We start from the raw sequence: 14,498 nt of genomic DNA on the forward strand, positions 1-14,498 counted from the left end.
GCCCACTGCATCGAAATTCACCAAGCCTGCTTATGAAATCAGCGGCATGCCCATTCAAATTCCGTTGACAGCATTTCATGGAACATGTTTGCATACTAACAATTGCCAGATAGGCAAGTGAGGAGCACCGACGTTGACTGCATCCGATGGCAAGCCAGAAAAGATCCGCTGCGACGCCTGCCCGGTGATGTGTTTCATCGCCGAAGGACGCTCGGGAGCCTGTGATCGCTATGCCAACGACAATGGCAATCTGATCCGACTGGATCCACTGACGATTCTTGAAAACCGCGAGGCTACCGACGCCAACGTCGTCCCGTTCCTGGAGCGGGAATGGAATGGCGATATTGTGCCAGGTCCAGAAACCTTCATCACCGCCATTGGCGCGGGCACAACTTATCCGGACTACAAGCCTGCCCCCTTCATCGTGTCCTCAGAGGTAGATGGCGTCGATATGATCACAGTCGTGACGGAGGGTATTTTCAGCTATTGCGGTGTCAAACTGAAGATCGACACCGACCGGCACCTGGGCGATGAATGCGCCGTTGTACGCTCTGGCGACGAAGCCATTGGCCATGTCACAACTTCAGAGTATGGCAGTCAGATGCTGTCCATTGGCGGCGTACATCACCTGACTGGCGGCTCCAAGAAAGAAGGTCGGCTGACCTGCTCGACCATGTTGGCCCTTTGCAACGGCGAACCAGCGGACCTGACCATTGACGGGGGCGCCGAGCTAACCGTTCAGGCAGGCGGAGCACCGATTATAAACGGCGCTCTGGAAGAACGCATGCGCGTTGGCTGTGGCTCTGCGACTGTCGGCATGTTCGCGGCTCAGTGGAAGGGGCTGGTTGATGAGGTCGTCGTCGTTGATGATCACATAACCGGCGTCATGTCCGAGCATCAGGCGGGCAAAGTCATTGGCTGGGAGCCGACCGGCATCAAAATCAATGGTCGACGTTCGACCCCTGGACGGTATTTCCAGGTGGCGGAACCTGGAACCGGTTGGGGCGGCACAAATCTGACCGACCCGCTTGCGATCATCGACAAGTTTGATCCTAAAACAGCACGCGCCGGACTTTCCATTTTAATGGTGTCGACCACCGGAGAACATGCGGCTTACTTTGAACTGAATGACGATTTGATCCCGGTCCAGCATGACATGCCGGACCATCTGTTGCCTTCTGTAAAGCGGATTGAAGACAACTGTGAACCAGCGCTGACATCCGTGCTGTTCATGGCAGGGGCTGGCGGATCATTACGCTCGGGCGTCACCGAACATCCGGTCGGATTGACGCGCTCCGTGCAGAAGTCGCTGACCTATGTCAGTTGTGGCGGCGCACCGGTCTACACGTGGCCCGGCGGCGGCATCACCTTCATGGCCGATGTCATGCGCCTGCCGAAAAACGCCTTCGGATATGTGCCAACGCCAGCCCTTGTCGCACCGCTTGAATTCACCATGCGGGCAGACGACTATCGCTCCCTTGGCGGGCATATGGACTACGTCATGCCGTTTGAAGAAGCCGTCAAAGGCAAGACAGGCCGTCAGAACGATCACCAGCTCAAGGGCCGTCGGTCTGTTGCGACCTCGTCCAGCAATCCCTGGCCAGCAGGTTCGGACAATTACCCCTGGAGGAACGGCACAGAATGATCGACCGCCGCCAAACCTCTTTCGCTGTTGGCACGTCAGGCGCTTCAGGTCCAACCGCTTCACTGATGCCTGATGGAAAGAGACTGCATTTGCAGCATGGGCCAATTGATCTTGTGATCGGGGCCAGTGGCACAGCAAAAGAAGTTGGGTTGGCTTTTCAACAGGCTCACAACGCCTTTGAGCCTGTGCTTTCTGATCTGGTTGCTGAACTTGGGCGACTGAGATCTAAAGATGGTCCCTTTCCCAATGGTACCGTCGCTCAGCGCATGGTTCAGGCGATATCCCCGCTGACGGCTGACTTTATCACCCCGATGGCAGCCGTGGCGGGGAGCGTTGCAGACCATATCCTGGTCCAGATGATTGACGGGCGAACACTCACAAAAGCCTATGTGAACAACGGCGGCGACATTGCGCTGTATTTGAACGAGGGTAGGTTCCGAATCGGGATTTGCGATGATCCGGTCACCGGTAAGCCCGGCGGCGTTGTCGATATCTCATCTGAAGATGGCATCGGCGGCATAGCCACAAGCGGTTGGCGCGGTCGGTCTCATTCTTTGGGCATTGCCGATGCGGTGACGGTTCTGGCCTCCACAGCCGCCGCAGCAGATGCCGCAGCGACCTTGATCGCAAACAAGGTTGATCTGCCTTTTTCACCGCAAATATCCCGCGAACCCGCCTTCTGCCTGTCACCGGACAGCGACCTTGGCGACCATCTTGTAACCACACATGTGGGACCGCTTGGCGCTGCTGAAACTCAAGTTGCCCTCAGCCGCGGCGCGGAGCTCGCGAAGAGCTATTGCGCAAGAGGCCTGATCACGGCAGCTTATCTCAGCCTGGTCGGTGAACGGCGCACAATAATGGCCGAAAAGGCCCACGTGAAAACATTGAGGAACGTAGCCCATGCCTGAACCGATCCTTCGCAAGAAGGCCATTGTTGTGGAAGAAATCTTCCATGAAGGTGGCCCCGCAGTCGAAAAACCTTTGCGCCGGGCTGCTGCGATTGCCGTGATCAAGAACCCATTTGCGAGCCAATATGTCGAGAACATTGAAGGCTTTATGGATGATTTGAAACCACTAGGCGTCGAGATGGCAGGCGATCTTTTGAAGGCGCTTGGCGGCGATGCCAGTGTTGTTGAAGGCTATGGAAAGGGTGCAATTGTCGGTTCTGCGGGCGAAGTCGAACATGGTGCCTTGTGGCATGTGCCCGGCGGCTACTCCATGCGCGAAATTCTGCCAGCCTCCAACGCCATCGTTCCTTCGACCAAGAAGCTTGGCGGACCGGGCACACGCCTTGATGTGCCGATCACTCATTGCAATGCGTCTTATGTACGCTCGCATTTCGATGCCATGGAAATCGGCATCAATGATGCGCCCAAGGCAGATGAGATCCTGCTGGTTCTGGTGATGACGACAGGTGCGCGCATTCATGCCCGCGTCGGTGGCTTGAAAGCCTCTGACGTGAAGGGGGAGGATGGCCTTCGATGATCTCGACCATTCGCAAGTTCGTGACTGCAGTGGAGGAAACACGGCTCGAAATGGGCCAAGTGGTTTCCCCTGCCTCAAGGCGTGTCATGTCTGCTGCGATTATAGAGAACCCGTTTGCAGGCCGGTTTGCAGCCGATCTGGAAGCGCTGATGACCATCGGGGCTGAACTTGGAGAGCTTTTGACGCGGCGCGGCGTTGAGGCTCTTGAGGTTGACCCGGCTGCGATCCAGAGTTTCGGCAAGGCGGCAGCTGTTGGCGAGAATGGCGAGTTGGAACATGCGGCGGCGATTTTGCATCCCCGTTTGGGCGCTCCAATGCGCGACGTGCTCGGCGGCGGCAAGGCGCTGGTGCCTTCTTCCAAAAAAATGAGCGCGCCCGGACAGTCCATTGACGTGCCGCTTGGCCATAAGAACGCTGCCTATGTGCGCTCGCATTTCGATGCGATGGAACTGAGCTGCCCGGATGCGCCCCAACCAAACGAGATTGTCGTCGCGATTGCCCTTGCGACCGGCGGACGGCCGCTGCCGCGTATCGGCGGACTGACCCATGAGACAGCCCAGGGCGATGACGGATTAAGATAGCGGCCTGAGGCCGATGGAAACAATGAGGGAGAGCCAATATGGAATTCATACGAAATGCCTGGTACGTCGCCGGTTGGTCTTCCGAGATTGATCAGGAACTTCGGCGTTTCACGATCCTTGACGAAAACCTCGTCCTCTACCGCAAGTCAGATGGCGCTGTCATCGCTCTTGAAGACCGCTGTCCACACCGTCTGCTGCCCCTGTCTTTGGGCAAGCGCATCGGAGACAACATCCAGTGCGGTTATCACGGCCTAACGTTTGATTGCAGCGGCAAATGTATCCGCGTTCCGGGGCAGAACAACACGCCCGCTTCCGCCTATGTCGAAGCCTTTATCACCTTCGAGCGCCACAACATCGTGTGGATCTGGATGGGCGACAAGGACAAGGCCGATCCTGCAGACATATTTGATCTTGCAGAATTCTCAGACCCGGACTGGGAAGCCCATCAGGGTGATGCGTTGCATCTGAAATCCAACTATCTCAATGTTGCGGAAAACCTGGTCGATCCAGCCCATGTCTCCTTTGTGCATCCGACCACCCTTGGAAATTCAGCCTCTGAAAACGTACCTGTTCATGTCTCCACTGAAGGCAAGGTGATTGTCGCCTGGCGCTGGATCCGGGATTCAGAGCCGATCGGGTTCTTCAAAAAATTCGGCGACTTCACCGGCAATGTGGACCGCTGGCACTATTACTATCTCCACCTGCCATGCACTGCCGTGATTGATTTTGGCAGCGCGCCGACTGAGGACGCGATTGCCGAGGATGATCGCAACAAGGGCGTGCGGATCTTTGCGCTTCATTTCATGACACCGGTGACCGGCGGCTACACAATCGACCGCTGGATGCATCTGCGCAACACGGCGCTTGGCGATGAAGAAGCTGCCGCAAATATGGACGCCATGTTCCGGATCGCCTTCGATGAAGACAAGGCCATTCTGGAAGCCGTACAGCAGGAAGAGGAACGGCCTGCCAAGCGACGGCCCATCCGGATCGCCATCGACAAGGGGCCGATGGTCTACCGCAAACGCATCAACGAAATGCTGCAACTGGAGCGGACCCACGATGTGGCGTCTGACCCAAGCCCGGCGTTCGTCTACCACGACTAAACGACACGACTGAATAACAAGAGCCGCAAAAGGCTCGGCGAAAATAATGGACCGAAAAATCGGCCAATCTTCCAGATAAATGAGGGACTTATGAAACAGGTAAAAACACTTCTGGCCGCAGCGGCACTTGCCGTCATTGGGTCATCTGTTCACGCTGCCGATACGATCAAGATCGGCGAAATCAACCATTACAAGCGCCTCGCAGCCTTTGCTGAGCCTTACAAGAAGGGCATTGAGCTGGCACTTTCAGAGATCAATGGATCCGGTGGCGTCCTGGGCAAGGAGCTTGAGTTCATCTTCCGCGATGATCAGGGCAAGCCCGGCGAAGCCGTGAAAATCGCTGAAGAACTCATGACACGCGACGGCGCGGTCATGCTGACCGGCACAATCCTGTCCAACGTTGGCCTCGCGATTTCATCCTTTGCGGCAGAAAAAGGCTACATCTATCTGGCGGCCGAGCCGCTGGCTGATGCACTTGTTTGGAAATCAGGCAATCCCTACACATTCCGCCTGCGCGCATCGACCTATGTTCAGGCTGCCATGCTGGCAGAGGAAGCAGCCAAGACCGACGCGATCCGCTATGCGACCATCGCCCCGAACTATGCCTATGGCACAGCTGCTGTTGAAGCTTTCAAGGTCAACCTGAAAAAGCTGAAGCCTGAAGTTGAATTTGTCACCGAACAGTGGCCAGCTCTTTTCAAGATCGATGCAGGATCTGAAGTTCAGGCCATTGAATCGGCCAAGCCCGATGCCATCTACAACGTAACTTTTGGCCCGGATCTGGCGAAGTTCGTGCGCGAAGGCACCACGCGCGGCGTTTTTGAGGGCCGCAAGGTTTACGGTCTTTTGACCGGTGAGCCTGAGTATCTGGAGCCACTCAAGGACGAAGCCCCTGAAGGCTGGTTCGTGACCGGCTACCCTTGGTATAGCTTCACATCCGGTCCTGAAAAGGAATTCGTTGATGCCTATATCGCTGAATTTCCAGATGAAACGCCGAAAATCGGTAGCCTCGTCGGCTATATGACCGCCAAGAGCATCGCGGCCTTGATCGACAAAGCCGGATCAACGGAAACCGCAGCCCTGCTCGATGCATTCAAGGATCTGAAGGTCGAAACGCCAATGGGTGAAATCACCTATCGCTCCCTTGATCATCAGTCCACGATGGGCGCTTATGTCGGAACGACAACGCTTAAGGATGGTAAGGGTGTGATGGTTGACTGGTCCTATAAGGATCCGGCTCCCTACATGCCAAGTGATGACGAAATCAAGGCCATGCGGCCTGCTGACTGATCGTCACTGACGTCGCACATGCTAGTCGCTCCACCGCACGCCCGGTTCTTCCGCGCTGCGGTGGAGCAGAGTTCCCTGCTATTTCGGACGTTTTACAGCTATGGGCCTATTTGTGGCGCAGCTCCTAACCGGGCTTGCAAACGCGGCAGCGCTTTTCCTTGTTGCCTCCGGGTTGTCGTTGATCTTCGGCGTCACCCGGATCGTCAATTTCGCACATGGGTCCCTCTATATGCTGGGAGCCTATGTCGGCTTGACCTTGATGAACCATCTGCCAGGACATTTCGGCTTCTGGGGCTCAATTGTCCTGTCCGGTCTGATCGTCGGCCTGATCGGCGTCGCGATTGAAATCTGTGTTCTGCGGCCTGTCTACCGCGCACCGGAGCTGTTCCAGCTGGTTGCGACCTTCGGCGTCATTCTGGTGATTCAGGATCTTGCGCTGATGATCTGGGGTGCTGAGGACCAGTTGGGGCCACGTGCGCCCGGCCTCAAATCCATTGTGCGTATTCTGGGCGAACCCGTGCCGCAATATGATCTTGCGCTGATTGCAATCACACCCTTCATTCTGTTCGGCCTGTGGTGGTTCATCACAAAGACCCGCACCGGCATCCTGGTGCGCGCCGCCACACAAGACCGAGAAATGGTTGGAGCTCTGGGCGTCAACCAGTCCTGGCTGTTTACCGGCGTCTTCTTCCTGGGATCTGCCCTTGCAGGCCTCGGCGGAGCGATCCAGCTGCCCAAAGGCGGCGCAGATCTGCTGATGGACCTGAACATCATTTCCTCCGTTTTTGTGGTGGTCGTTGTCGGCGGCATGGGCTCGATACCCGGCGCCTTTATTGCGGCCGTCCTGATCTCCGTTCTGAATGTCTTCGGCGTCGCCTATTTGCCCCAAAGCACGCTGGTACTGATGTATGTCGTCATGGCTGTCGTCCTGATGGTCAAACCCTATGGTTTGCTTGGACGGGAAGAAAAAGCCGGTGAGCATGGCCAGGTCGGCGAGATCGAACGCCCCATCCGGCCCGCCGGAACGGTCGGCAGATCCCTGGTAGGACTCCTGCTTGTCGCGCTCTTCTGCGTTCCACTGTTTGCCTCGACTTTTACCCAGGTTTTGATCACCGACATCGTCATTTTCTGCCTGTTTGCTGCCTCTCTGCAATTTATCCTGAGTTCCGGCGGGCTGGTCAGCTTCGGGCATGCGGTCTTCTTCGGCGGCGGCGCTTATGTCTCAGCCCTTCTGGTCACCTATTCGGATACGCCGATGGAGGTCGCCTTTCTGCTTGCGCCTCTGGGGGCCGGTCTTCTGGCTCTGGGCATCGGCTGGTTCTGTATCCGGCTCAGCGGCGTCTATTTCGCCATGCTGACGCTGGCCTTCAGTCAACTGGTCTGGTCACTGGTGTTCCAGTGGGGCTCGGTCACCGGCGGCGACGATGGCTTGGTCAACATCTGGCCGTCGGAATGGCTGTCTGGTACCACAGCCTATTACTACTTCACTCTCGCCCTTGGAACCGGTGGCATTCTGGTGCTCCGGCACATCATTCACTCACCGTTTGGCTACACGCTGCGCGCCACGAGGGACAGCGCCCGACAGGCTGAAGCGACCGGGATCGATGTCAAACGGGTGCAATGGATGGCCTTTGCCTTTGCCGGTGCCATGGCAGGGCTTGCCGGTGGGCTGTTTGTCTTCTCCAAGGGATCCATCTTTCCAAACGAGCTTGAAATCGCCAAGAGCTTTGACGCCCTGATCGTCGTGTTCCTTGGCGGGGTCAAAACCCTGTCCGGCGGCGTTGTCGGCGGTGTCTTCATGGAAAGCGTCAAGGACTGGCTGACACGGCTTGAATACTGGCGTTTGATCCTCGGACTGCTGATCATAGCCGTTGTAATTATCGCACCGGATGGGATTGTTGGATCCTTGCGCAAACTGGGTGAAAAAACCGGACTTTTGAAAGAACAGGAGAGCATGCAATGACCGCGATCCTGGAAGTCAAAAACCTGTCAAAATCCTTTGGCGGCATCAAGGCAGTCAACGACGTCAGCTTCGACGTTGCGCCGGGCGAATTGAAGGCCTTGATCGGTCCCAATGGCGCGGGCAAATCCACCTGTTTCAACATGCTGATGGGCCAACTTCCTCCCACCACCGGCTCAGTTCACCTGCGCGGTGAAAAAATCACCGGCCTGGCTCCGCGTGTTATCTGGCGGCGAGGCGTTGGACGCACGTTTCAGATCACGGCCACATACCAAAGCATGACGGTTGTCGAGAATGTCCAGATGGCACTCATCTCCCATCACAGGAGATTGTTCTCCATCCTGCCCTATGCCTATAAGCTCTACCGAGACGAAGCTATCGCTCTGCTTGAGGTGGTTGGCATGGCAGAACAAGCCGACCGCTCCTGCGCAATCCTCGCCTATGGTGACCTGAAACGCCTCGAGCTTGCCATCGCGCTGAGCCATGAGCCTGCGCTCCTGTTGATGGATGAACCCACAGCTGGCATGGCACCAAAGGAACGTATCAATCTCATGCAATTAACGGCGGACATCGTGCGGGACCGGGGCATCAGCGTGCTGTTTACCGAACACGACATGGATGTGGTCTTTGCCCATGCACATCACATCATGGTGCTGAACCGGGGCGAGTTGATCGCCGAGGGGACAGCCTCTGAAGTGCGCGAGAATGAGCGCGTTCAAGAAGTCTATCTGGGTGGCGGTACCCTTTATGCTGCGGAGACCTCACATGCTTGAGATCAATGGCATCAACAGCTTCTACGGCAAGGCGCACATCCTGAACGACCTGAGCTTTTCCGTAGGTCAAGGCGAAGTCGTGGCACTTCTGGGCCGCAATGGCGCGGGCAAAACCACCACCATGAAATCGATCATGCAACTGGTCCGCCCCCGCTCTGGATCCGTGCGCTTTGCTGATACAGACATCACGGGGATATCACCTCACAAGGTCGCCCGCCTTGGTCTGGGGTATGTGCCCGAAGAACGCCGTATTTTTACCGATCTGACCATCCTGGAGAACCTGGAAGTCGGTCGTCAGGCACCGCGCGTGGGCGCGCCGACATGGACGCTCGATGCCCTGTTCGAGTTGTTCCCCAACCTGGCCGAACGCCAGAACAATCGCGGCAAGGCCCTGTCCGGCGGCGAACAACAGATGCTGACCATCGCCCGCACACTGATGGGCAATCCAAGCCTGCTGTTGCTGGATGAACCCTCAGAGGGCATCGCCCCGGTGATCGTCGAGCAAATGGCCCAGACGATCCTGAATTTCAAATCACAGGGCCTGACGGTAATCATCTCGGAGCAAAATCTGCATTTTGCCAAGATCGTCGCAGACCGGGCCGTGATCATTGAAGGCGGAGAAAAGAAATTCGATGACACATTTGAAGCACTTGAGTCGCAACCCGAGATACGAGACGCCTATCTTTCCATCTAATTCACTGTAGAATCCGGATTAGACGTTGCCGAAGGTGGCTTATCGGTTCAAAAAGGCGCGAACTAACTGGCTGGACCCGCCGCAACTCTGCGCTGGAACATTCCGGACTGTTCGGAACCGATGGAGACACCGTGGCAGATCAAGCGGAACAGACACCGCCCGACGAACAGGCGCATGACTATGTGCTCGACGAGCAAATCGGCTTTCTCCTGCGCAAAGCCTATCAACGCAATGCCGTGATCTTCTCCGAAAAGGTTCAAACCGGCCTAACGCCGACTCAATTTGCCGTCATGTCGCGCCTGTCTGAAATCACATCCGTCTCACAAAACCAGCTGGGGCGACTTGTCGGCCTGGATGTGGCCACCACAAAGGGCGTGATCGACCGATTGTTGGGGCGGGATCTGGTCAAAAGCGAACGGGATCCGAACGACCGGCGGCGGCAGTTGATCTCCCTCACCGCGGAGGGCTGGGCGCAATTCCTGGCAACGGTTCCGCTCGGCCATGAGGTCACAGCTGATACCCTGGCCCCACTGACCCAGGCAGAGCAGAAAAGCCTCGCTCGACTGCTTAAGAAAATTACATAAGATATTGTAATTATTAACTTATACAACACCACAAATTCAAACTGCGGTATCATCGTGTGCCGAGACTGTCTGACGGCATGGGTCAATCCAAAACGGGACCGAGATACCTCGGCCCCGCAACAGGAAACAGACATTGCATTCTGCCGAAGTATAATCGCTCAGGTTAGCGCTGCTGCAACCGCATCCTTGAGCGTGGTCGTCGGCCGACCAATCAAGCCAGACAAGGTTTTGCTGTCGTCAAACAACCAGCCATGCTCGGCGTGGCCCTCTGCATCCGCGATGATTTCGCTTTGCCACTCAGGCAGACCGGACGCATTGAGAAACTCAATGTATTCGTCCTGAGGCAAGTTCTTGTAACGGACTTCCTTGCCGCTCTGGCGTGACACCTCTGCGGCAAGGTCGGCAAATGTAAACTGCTCATCCCCGCCCAGTTCATAGATCTTGTTTTCATGACGATCATCGGCGGCAACTGCTGCGACTGCCTCGGCCAAATCCTGGCGGCTGGCCGGGGTCACTTTGCCGTTTCCTATGGTGCTGATCAGTTCGCCTGACTGAATGGCAGCGGACAAAGTGCGGGTCCAGATCTCATAATACCAAGGGTTTCGCAGCATCGTGTAGGCTAGCCCGGCTGCACGAATTGCTTCTTCGGTCTTCTTATGATCCGGCATGATCGAGATCGGCGAAACATCTGTCTTGAGCATGGATACATAAATGATACGATGCACGCCAGCTGCTTTGGCTGCGTTGATCACATTCAAATGCCAGCCCAATCGATCCGCAGACGCGCCGGTTGGAATCAGAACAAGGGTCTTAACACCCTCAAGAGCGGCAACTTGTGTCTCAGGCTTAGTATAATCAAATGCCCGCACCGCAATGCCCAAATCAGAAGCTTTATCCGGGCTGCGTGCCAAACCAATAATGTTTTCTGGATCTATACGGGTCTTGAGATTTTCAATGGCACGACTGCCCAATTGTCCGCTGGCGCCTGTGATTGCGACGGTCATGGAAACTCCCCTGTTTACATTTTAGAAGCTACACATACCCCTAAATCACGAAAACTGAAAGATGCACGAATTTATAAGTGAAACATATATCAATGTGCCTCTAATCAACGTGAACGGATGCACCCAGTTGGCGGGAGATGCTTCGACACACGGAGAGCAAAGCTTCCCGGCTCTCGTCAACGGATCTAATCGACGTACCTGACAATCTCTTGACAAAGGGAATGGTCAAGGCTGCGACCACCTTGCCGGAGAAATCACGGATTGGGCAGGAAATGTTCACAACGCCCTCAATGGTGAGGGACGCGTTTTCGCAGTAGCCCTTCTCCAGGACCTCCGGAATACCCTCAATAAAATCCTTGCGCCGCTCAGCGGACCCGTCAACGGCATCAAGCAGTTGAGCGCGCAAGCGATCTTCCATCCAGGCAGTGAGAACCCTGCCTGATGCTGTGTCAAACAGCGGGATTTGGGCTCCAAGCCGAACGGAAGTGACATTGTTGTCCGGACAATCAACCTGGGCAATCACGAGCACCTTACCCGAATGCATGATCCCCAAATGAACGGACTGATTGATGTCATCGGCGAGCCGCTGCATCTCGTCCCCCGCGATAGATGTCAGACGCCGGATTGGCGGGTGGCGATGGGCAATCTCGAACATTTTGGTCGTCAGTGCATAGCGGTCGCCATCATCACTCAGCTCAACGTAACCGCGCTGGCGCAGGACCATCAACATGCGGAAGATCTCGGAAGTCGTGCGGCCCAAGGTCTTTGCGACTTCGACTTGTGTCTTGCCCCTCGCCTCACCGGCCAGAAGCTCAAGAATATCGAGACCTTTCGAGAGCGCCGGCGCACGGTATTTGTCGTCGTCCTTCGCGTTGTCGCTCGTATCGTTCATATGTCACCCGGATTTTGACCAAACAACGAATATATCTGACTTCTTCTCAATATAAAACAAAAGACCCATCGGTAAAATTGATTTTTAATATATAAAATCCTGTTTTATTTCTGAATGACCCGGTTTAAACTCCTGTCAGGAGGACCTCATGCAAGCGAACATCACGCTGCGAGGCATGACCTGGTCGGATCCGCGTGGATATGACCCGCTCGTTGCCGCAGTAACTGCCTTTCAAAAAAAACGTCCCGACGTTTCGATCCAATGGGACAAGAGATCCCTTCAGGAGTTCGAGAGCACCCCTGTTCAAGACTTGGCCGCAAACTACGATCTGCTGGTGATTGATCACCCGCATGTGGGCACGATCGTCAAACAGAACTGCCTCATTCCAATGGGGGATATTGTCGAAGACGACGTCTTGTTAGACCTTGCCTCGCAAAGCGTCGGGCGCAGTTTTGAGAGCTACCACTATCAGGGACACCAATGGGCCCTGCCGCTGGATGCAGCCGCCCAAGTGCAGGCCTACCGCCCGGACAGGCTGGATACTCCTGTGCGCAGCTGGACTGATGTCGTGACACTGGCGGAAGACGGCAAAGTGATCTGGCCACTGAGGCCACCCCATGTGCTGATGGCGTTTTTCACCTTGATGGGCAACATCGGTGCGCCTTGCGGCGTACAATCAGGCAATTTTGCCGAGACAAGATCGGCCCATCAGGTGCTGAACGCGATGCAAGCACTTTATGACGCCGTTGACCCGACTTGCTCGCTCATGGACCCCATCGCAGCGCTTGACGCTCTGGCGGACAGTCCAAAGCTGGCTCTGAGCCCGCTGACCTATCTCTACAAGGGTTATGCCAACATAGGCTATCGCCCAAACCGCATCGCTTTTTCCGACATTCCGGTTCTGGGAAAATCCGGGCCGCTCGGCTCGGCCCTCGGCGGCACGGGCATCGCGGTCTCCGCAAACACTGCTCACCCGAAACTCTGCGGCGCATTCAGCCAATGGGTTGCTGGCGGGCACATCCAGTCTACGCTCTATGCGCAAAGCAATGGCCAACCCGGTCATGCTGCGGCGTGGAACGATGCATCTGTGAATGAGCCCGTTGGAGATGCTTATTTCAAGACGCGCATGACCCATGAAGCGGCCTGGCTCCGCCCACGCCACGATGGCTACATGGGATTTCAGGAAGAAGGCTCCGAGATCTTTGCAGACATTCTTGCGGGAAAGGCGACCAAAGCCTCAGGCCTCAGCGCCCTCAAGCTGCGCTTCGATTCCAGCTTCAACCCATTCGATAGAGATGCCACATGACATTGCTTCCCCTTTCCGGCCTCAAGGTTTTGGATTTCAGCCAGTTCCTTGCAGGCCCTTATGCAGCCCTCAAACTTGCCGATCTCGGGGCGGAAGTGGTCAAGGTAGAAAAAGCGGGAACCGGCGACCTGTCCCGTTATCTCTATCTGACAGACGTCAAGGTGGATGGCGAAAGCACAATTTTCCACGCCATCAACCGAAACAAGAAAAGCATCGCTGTTGATCTGAAATCGGAGACTGACAAGGACGCCTTGCGGGAACTGGTCAAGGGCGCGGATGTTATCCTGCAGAACTTCCGGCCCGGCGTGATTGAGCGGCTCGGCTTTGGCTATGAGGACGTCAAGGCGATCAATCCCAAGATCGTCTATGGCTCTGTAACCGGCTACGGCGATGAAGGCCCCTGGGTCAATCTGCCAGGTCAGGATTTGCTGGCACAGGCCCGGTCCGGCGTCATGTGGCTGACAGGCAGTGCTAAAGATGGCCCGGTTGCCGTTGGTCTTCCCATCGCCGATGTTCTGGCGGGGGCTGCTCTGGCCCATGGCATATTGGCGCTGTTGTTTCGGCGCGAGCGTCATGGCATCGGCGGCCACACGGAAACCTCCTTGGTGGAAGTGCTTGCGGACCTTCAGTTCGAGGTGCTGACCACCTGGTTCAATGATGGCAATCGCCCACCACAACGCTCGTCACAGAACCCTGCCCATGCCTATCTGGCTGCGCCTTACGGGATCTACCAGACCGCCGATGGGCATATGGCAATTGCCATGGGCAAACTCGAGCTTCTGGCCGAACTGACAGGCCTTGCGCCGGAGATTGCCGCCCTTGATGCCTTTGTCGAACGTGACCGTATCAAGAAAGCACTGGCGGACCGTCTGGCAACGGACTCGACAACTGTCTGGCAGCAAAAGTTCGAAGCGGCCGACATCTGGGCAGCTCCCGTGATGGATTGGCAGGACATTGGCCAAAGCGGTATTCTGCAAACCTTGGACATGACACAGGACATTCACCGCAATGGCTTGACCATGAAGACAACCCGCCTGCCCTTCAAAATCGACGGCAGGCGTCCATCATCAGACCTCGCGGCCCCTGAACTTGGCGGTGCAAATGATCTGCTATCCAATGGATGGACGCAAAGCGGATAGTTTTTCAGCGAAGCATGTTGACCCAACAAAAAAGGCGAC

General features: G+C 56.1%; 14 protein-coding genes. 12 read left to right on the forward strand and 2 right to left on the reverse strand.

Annotation, left to right across the window (positions count from 1 at the left end; translation table 11 throughout):
* The first annotated feature begins 187 nt into the window (after positions 1–187).
* From V6575_RS16370 to V6575_RS16415, 10 genes are all read left to right on the forward strand, one after another.
* The gene (locus V6575_RS16370; RefSeq protein WP_340275958.1) at positions 188–1,645 is read left to right on the forward strand and encodes a 6-hydroxynicotinate reductase; all 1,458 of its coding nucleotides are present in this window, start codon (positions 188–190) and stop codon (positions 1,643–1,645) included.
* Entirely contained in the window at positions 1,642–2,553 is a 912-nt protein-coding gene (locus V6575_RS16375; protein WP_340275846.1) for a UPF0280 family protein, read from the forward strand. The genes V6575_RS16370 and V6575_RS16375 overlap by 4 nt, the downstream gene beginning before the upstream one ends.
* Entirely contained in the window at positions 2,546–3,130 is a 585-nt protein-coding gene (locus tag V6575_RS16380; RefSeq protein ID WP_340275848.1) for an amino acid synthesis family protein, read from the forward strand. The genes V6575_RS16375 and V6575_RS16380 overlap by 8 nt, the downstream gene beginning before the upstream one ends.
* Positions 3,127–3,711, forward strand: coding sequence for an amino acid synthesis family protein (locus V6575_RS16385; RefSeq protein ID WP_340275850.1), 585 nt, complete (start codon positions 3,127–3,129; stop codon positions 3,709–3,711). The genes V6575_RS16380 and V6575_RS16385 overlap by 4 nt, the downstream gene beginning before the upstream one ends.
* A gap of 38 nt (positions 3,712–3,749) precedes the next feature.
* On the forward strand, positions 3,750–4,817 hold the full coding sequence (locus tag V6575_RS16390; protein ID WP_340275851.1) for an aromatic ring-hydroxylating dioxygenase subunit alpha: 1,068 nt from the start codon (positions 3,750–3,752) through the stop codon (positions 4,815–4,817).
* A 90-nt stretch (positions 4,818–4,907) separates the two neighbouring features.
* On the forward strand, positions 4,908–6,107 hold the full coding sequence (locus V6575_RS16395) for an ABC transporter substrate-binding protein (protein WP_340275852.1): 1,200 nt from the start codon (positions 4,908–4,910) through the stop codon (positions 6,105–6,107).
* A gap of 100 nt (positions 6,108–6,207) precedes the next feature.
* Entirely contained in the window at positions 6,208–8,070 is a 1,863-nt protein-coding gene (locus V6575_RS16400) for an ABC transporter permease (RefSeq protein ID WP_340275854.1), read from the forward strand.
* The gene (locus tag V6575_RS16405; protein WP_340275856.1) at positions 8,067–8,840 is read left to right on the forward strand and encodes an ABC transporter ATP-binding protein; all 774 of its coding nucleotides are present in this window, start codon (positions 8,067–8,069) and stop codon (positions 8,838–8,840) included. Before V6575_RS16400 ends, V6575_RS16405 begins: the two co-directional genes overlap by 4 nt.
* Positions 8,833–9,534, forward strand: coding sequence for an ABC transporter ATP-binding protein (locus V6575_RS16410; RefSeq protein WP_340275858.1), 702 nt, complete (start codon positions 8,833–8,835; stop codon positions 9,532–9,534). The genes V6575_RS16405 and V6575_RS16410 overlap by 8 nt, the downstream gene beginning before the upstream one ends.
* Before the next feature lie 131 nt (positions 9,535–9,665).
* Positions 9,666–10,118, forward strand: coding sequence for a MarR family winged helix-turn-helix transcriptional regulator (locus V6575_RS16415; RefSeq protein WP_340275859.1), 453 nt, complete (start codon positions 9,666–9,668; stop codon positions 10,116–10,118).
* Positions 10,119–10,276: 158 nt separating this feature from the next.
* On the opposite strand, the gene V6575_RS16420 is transcribed toward V6575_RS16415, so the two are convergent.
* Positions 10,277–11,122 (reverse strand): SDR family oxidoreductase, encoded by an 846-nt coding sequence (locus V6575_RS16420; RefSeq protein WP_340275861.1) that lies wholly within the window; start codon positions 11,120–11,122, stop codon positions 10,277–10,279.
* A gap of 100 nt (positions 11,123–11,222) precedes the next feature.
* Positions 11,223–12,014 carry an IclR family transcriptional regulator gene (locus V6575_RS16425; protein ID WP_340275863.1) on the reverse strand — a complete coding sequence of 264 codons (792 nt, stop codon included), beginning with the start codon at positions 12,012–12,014 and terminating at the stop codon, positions 11,223–11,225.
* 148 nt (positions 12,015–12,162) lie between these two features.
* Here V6575_RS16425 and V6575_RS16430 point away from each other — a divergent pair, with 148 nt between their 5' ends.
* The gene (locus V6575_RS16430) at positions 12,163–13,320 is read left to right on the forward strand and encodes an extracellular solute-binding protein (RefSeq protein WP_340275865.1); all 1,158 of its coding nucleotides are present in this window, start codon (positions 12,163–12,165) and stop codon (positions 13,318–13,320) included.
* Complete coding sequence (locus tag V6575_RS16435) at positions 13,317–14,459, forward strand: CaiB/BaiF CoA transferase family protein (RefSeq protein WP_340275866.1); 1,143 nt, start codon at positions 13,317–13,319, stop codon at positions 14,457–14,459. The genes V6575_RS16430 and V6575_RS16435 overlap by 4 nt, the downstream gene beginning before the upstream one ends.
* Positions 14,460–14,498: the final 39 nt, after the last annotated feature.

The sequence above is a fragment of the Roseibium algae genome, assembly GCF_037783265.1.
Taxonomy (GTDB): domain Bacteria; phylum Pseudomonadota; class Alphaproteobacteria; order Rhizobiales; family Stappiaceae; genus Roseibium; species Roseibium algae.

Bases quoted from the DNA above. Each gene is read 5' to 3' on its own strand.
- V6575_RS16370 (WP_340275958.1), top strand. From the start codon at position 188: ATGTGTTTCATCGCCGAAGGACGCTCGGGAGCCTGTGATCGCTATGCC.
- V6575_RS16375 (WP_340275846.1), top strand. From the start codon at position 1,642: ATGATCGACCGCCGCCAAACCTCTTTCGCTGTTGGCACGTCAGGCGCT.
- V6575_RS16380 (WP_340275848.1), top strand. From the start codon at position 2,546: ATGCCTGAACCGATCCTTCGCAAGAAGGCCATTGTTGTGGAAGAAATC.
- V6575_RS16385 (WP_340275850.1), top strand. From the start codon at position 3,127: ATGATCTCGACCATTCGCAAGTTCGTGACTGCAGTGGAGGAAACACGG.
- V6575_RS16390 (WP_340275851.1), top strand. From the start codon at position 3,750: ATGGAATTCATACGAAATGCCTGGTACGTCGCCGGTTGGTCTTCCGAG.
- V6575_RS16395 (WP_340275852.1), top strand. From the start codon at position 4,908: ATGAAACAGGTAAAAACACTTCTGGCCGCAGCGGCACTTGCCGTCATT.
- V6575_RS16400 (WP_340275854.1), top strand. From the start codon at position 6,208: ATGGGCCTATTTGTGGCGCAGCTCCTAACCGGGCTTGCAAACGCGGCA.
- V6575_RS16405 (WP_340275856.1), top strand. From the start codon at position 8,067: ATGACCGCGATCCTGGAAGTCAAAAACCTGTCAAAATCCTTTGGCGGC.
- V6575_RS16410 (WP_340275858.1), top strand. From the start codon at position 8,833: ATGCTTGAGATCAATGGCATCAACAGCTTCTACGGCAAGGCGCACATC.
- V6575_RS16420 (WP_340275861.1), bottom strand. From the start codon at position 11,122: ATGACCGTCGCAATCACAGGCGCCAGCGGACAATTGGGCAGTCGTGCC.
- V6575_RS16425 (WP_340275863.1), bottom strand. From the start codon at position 12,014: ATGAACGATACGAGCGACAACGCGAAGGACGACGACAAATACCGTGCG.
- V6575_RS16430 (WP_340275865.1), top strand. From the start codon at position 12,163: ATGCAAGCGAACATCACGCTGCGAGGCATGACCTGGTCGGATCCGCGT.
- V6575_RS16435 (WP_340275866.1), top strand. From the start codon at position 13,317: ATGACATTGCTTCCCCTTTCCGGCCTCAAGGTTTTGGATTTCAGCCAG.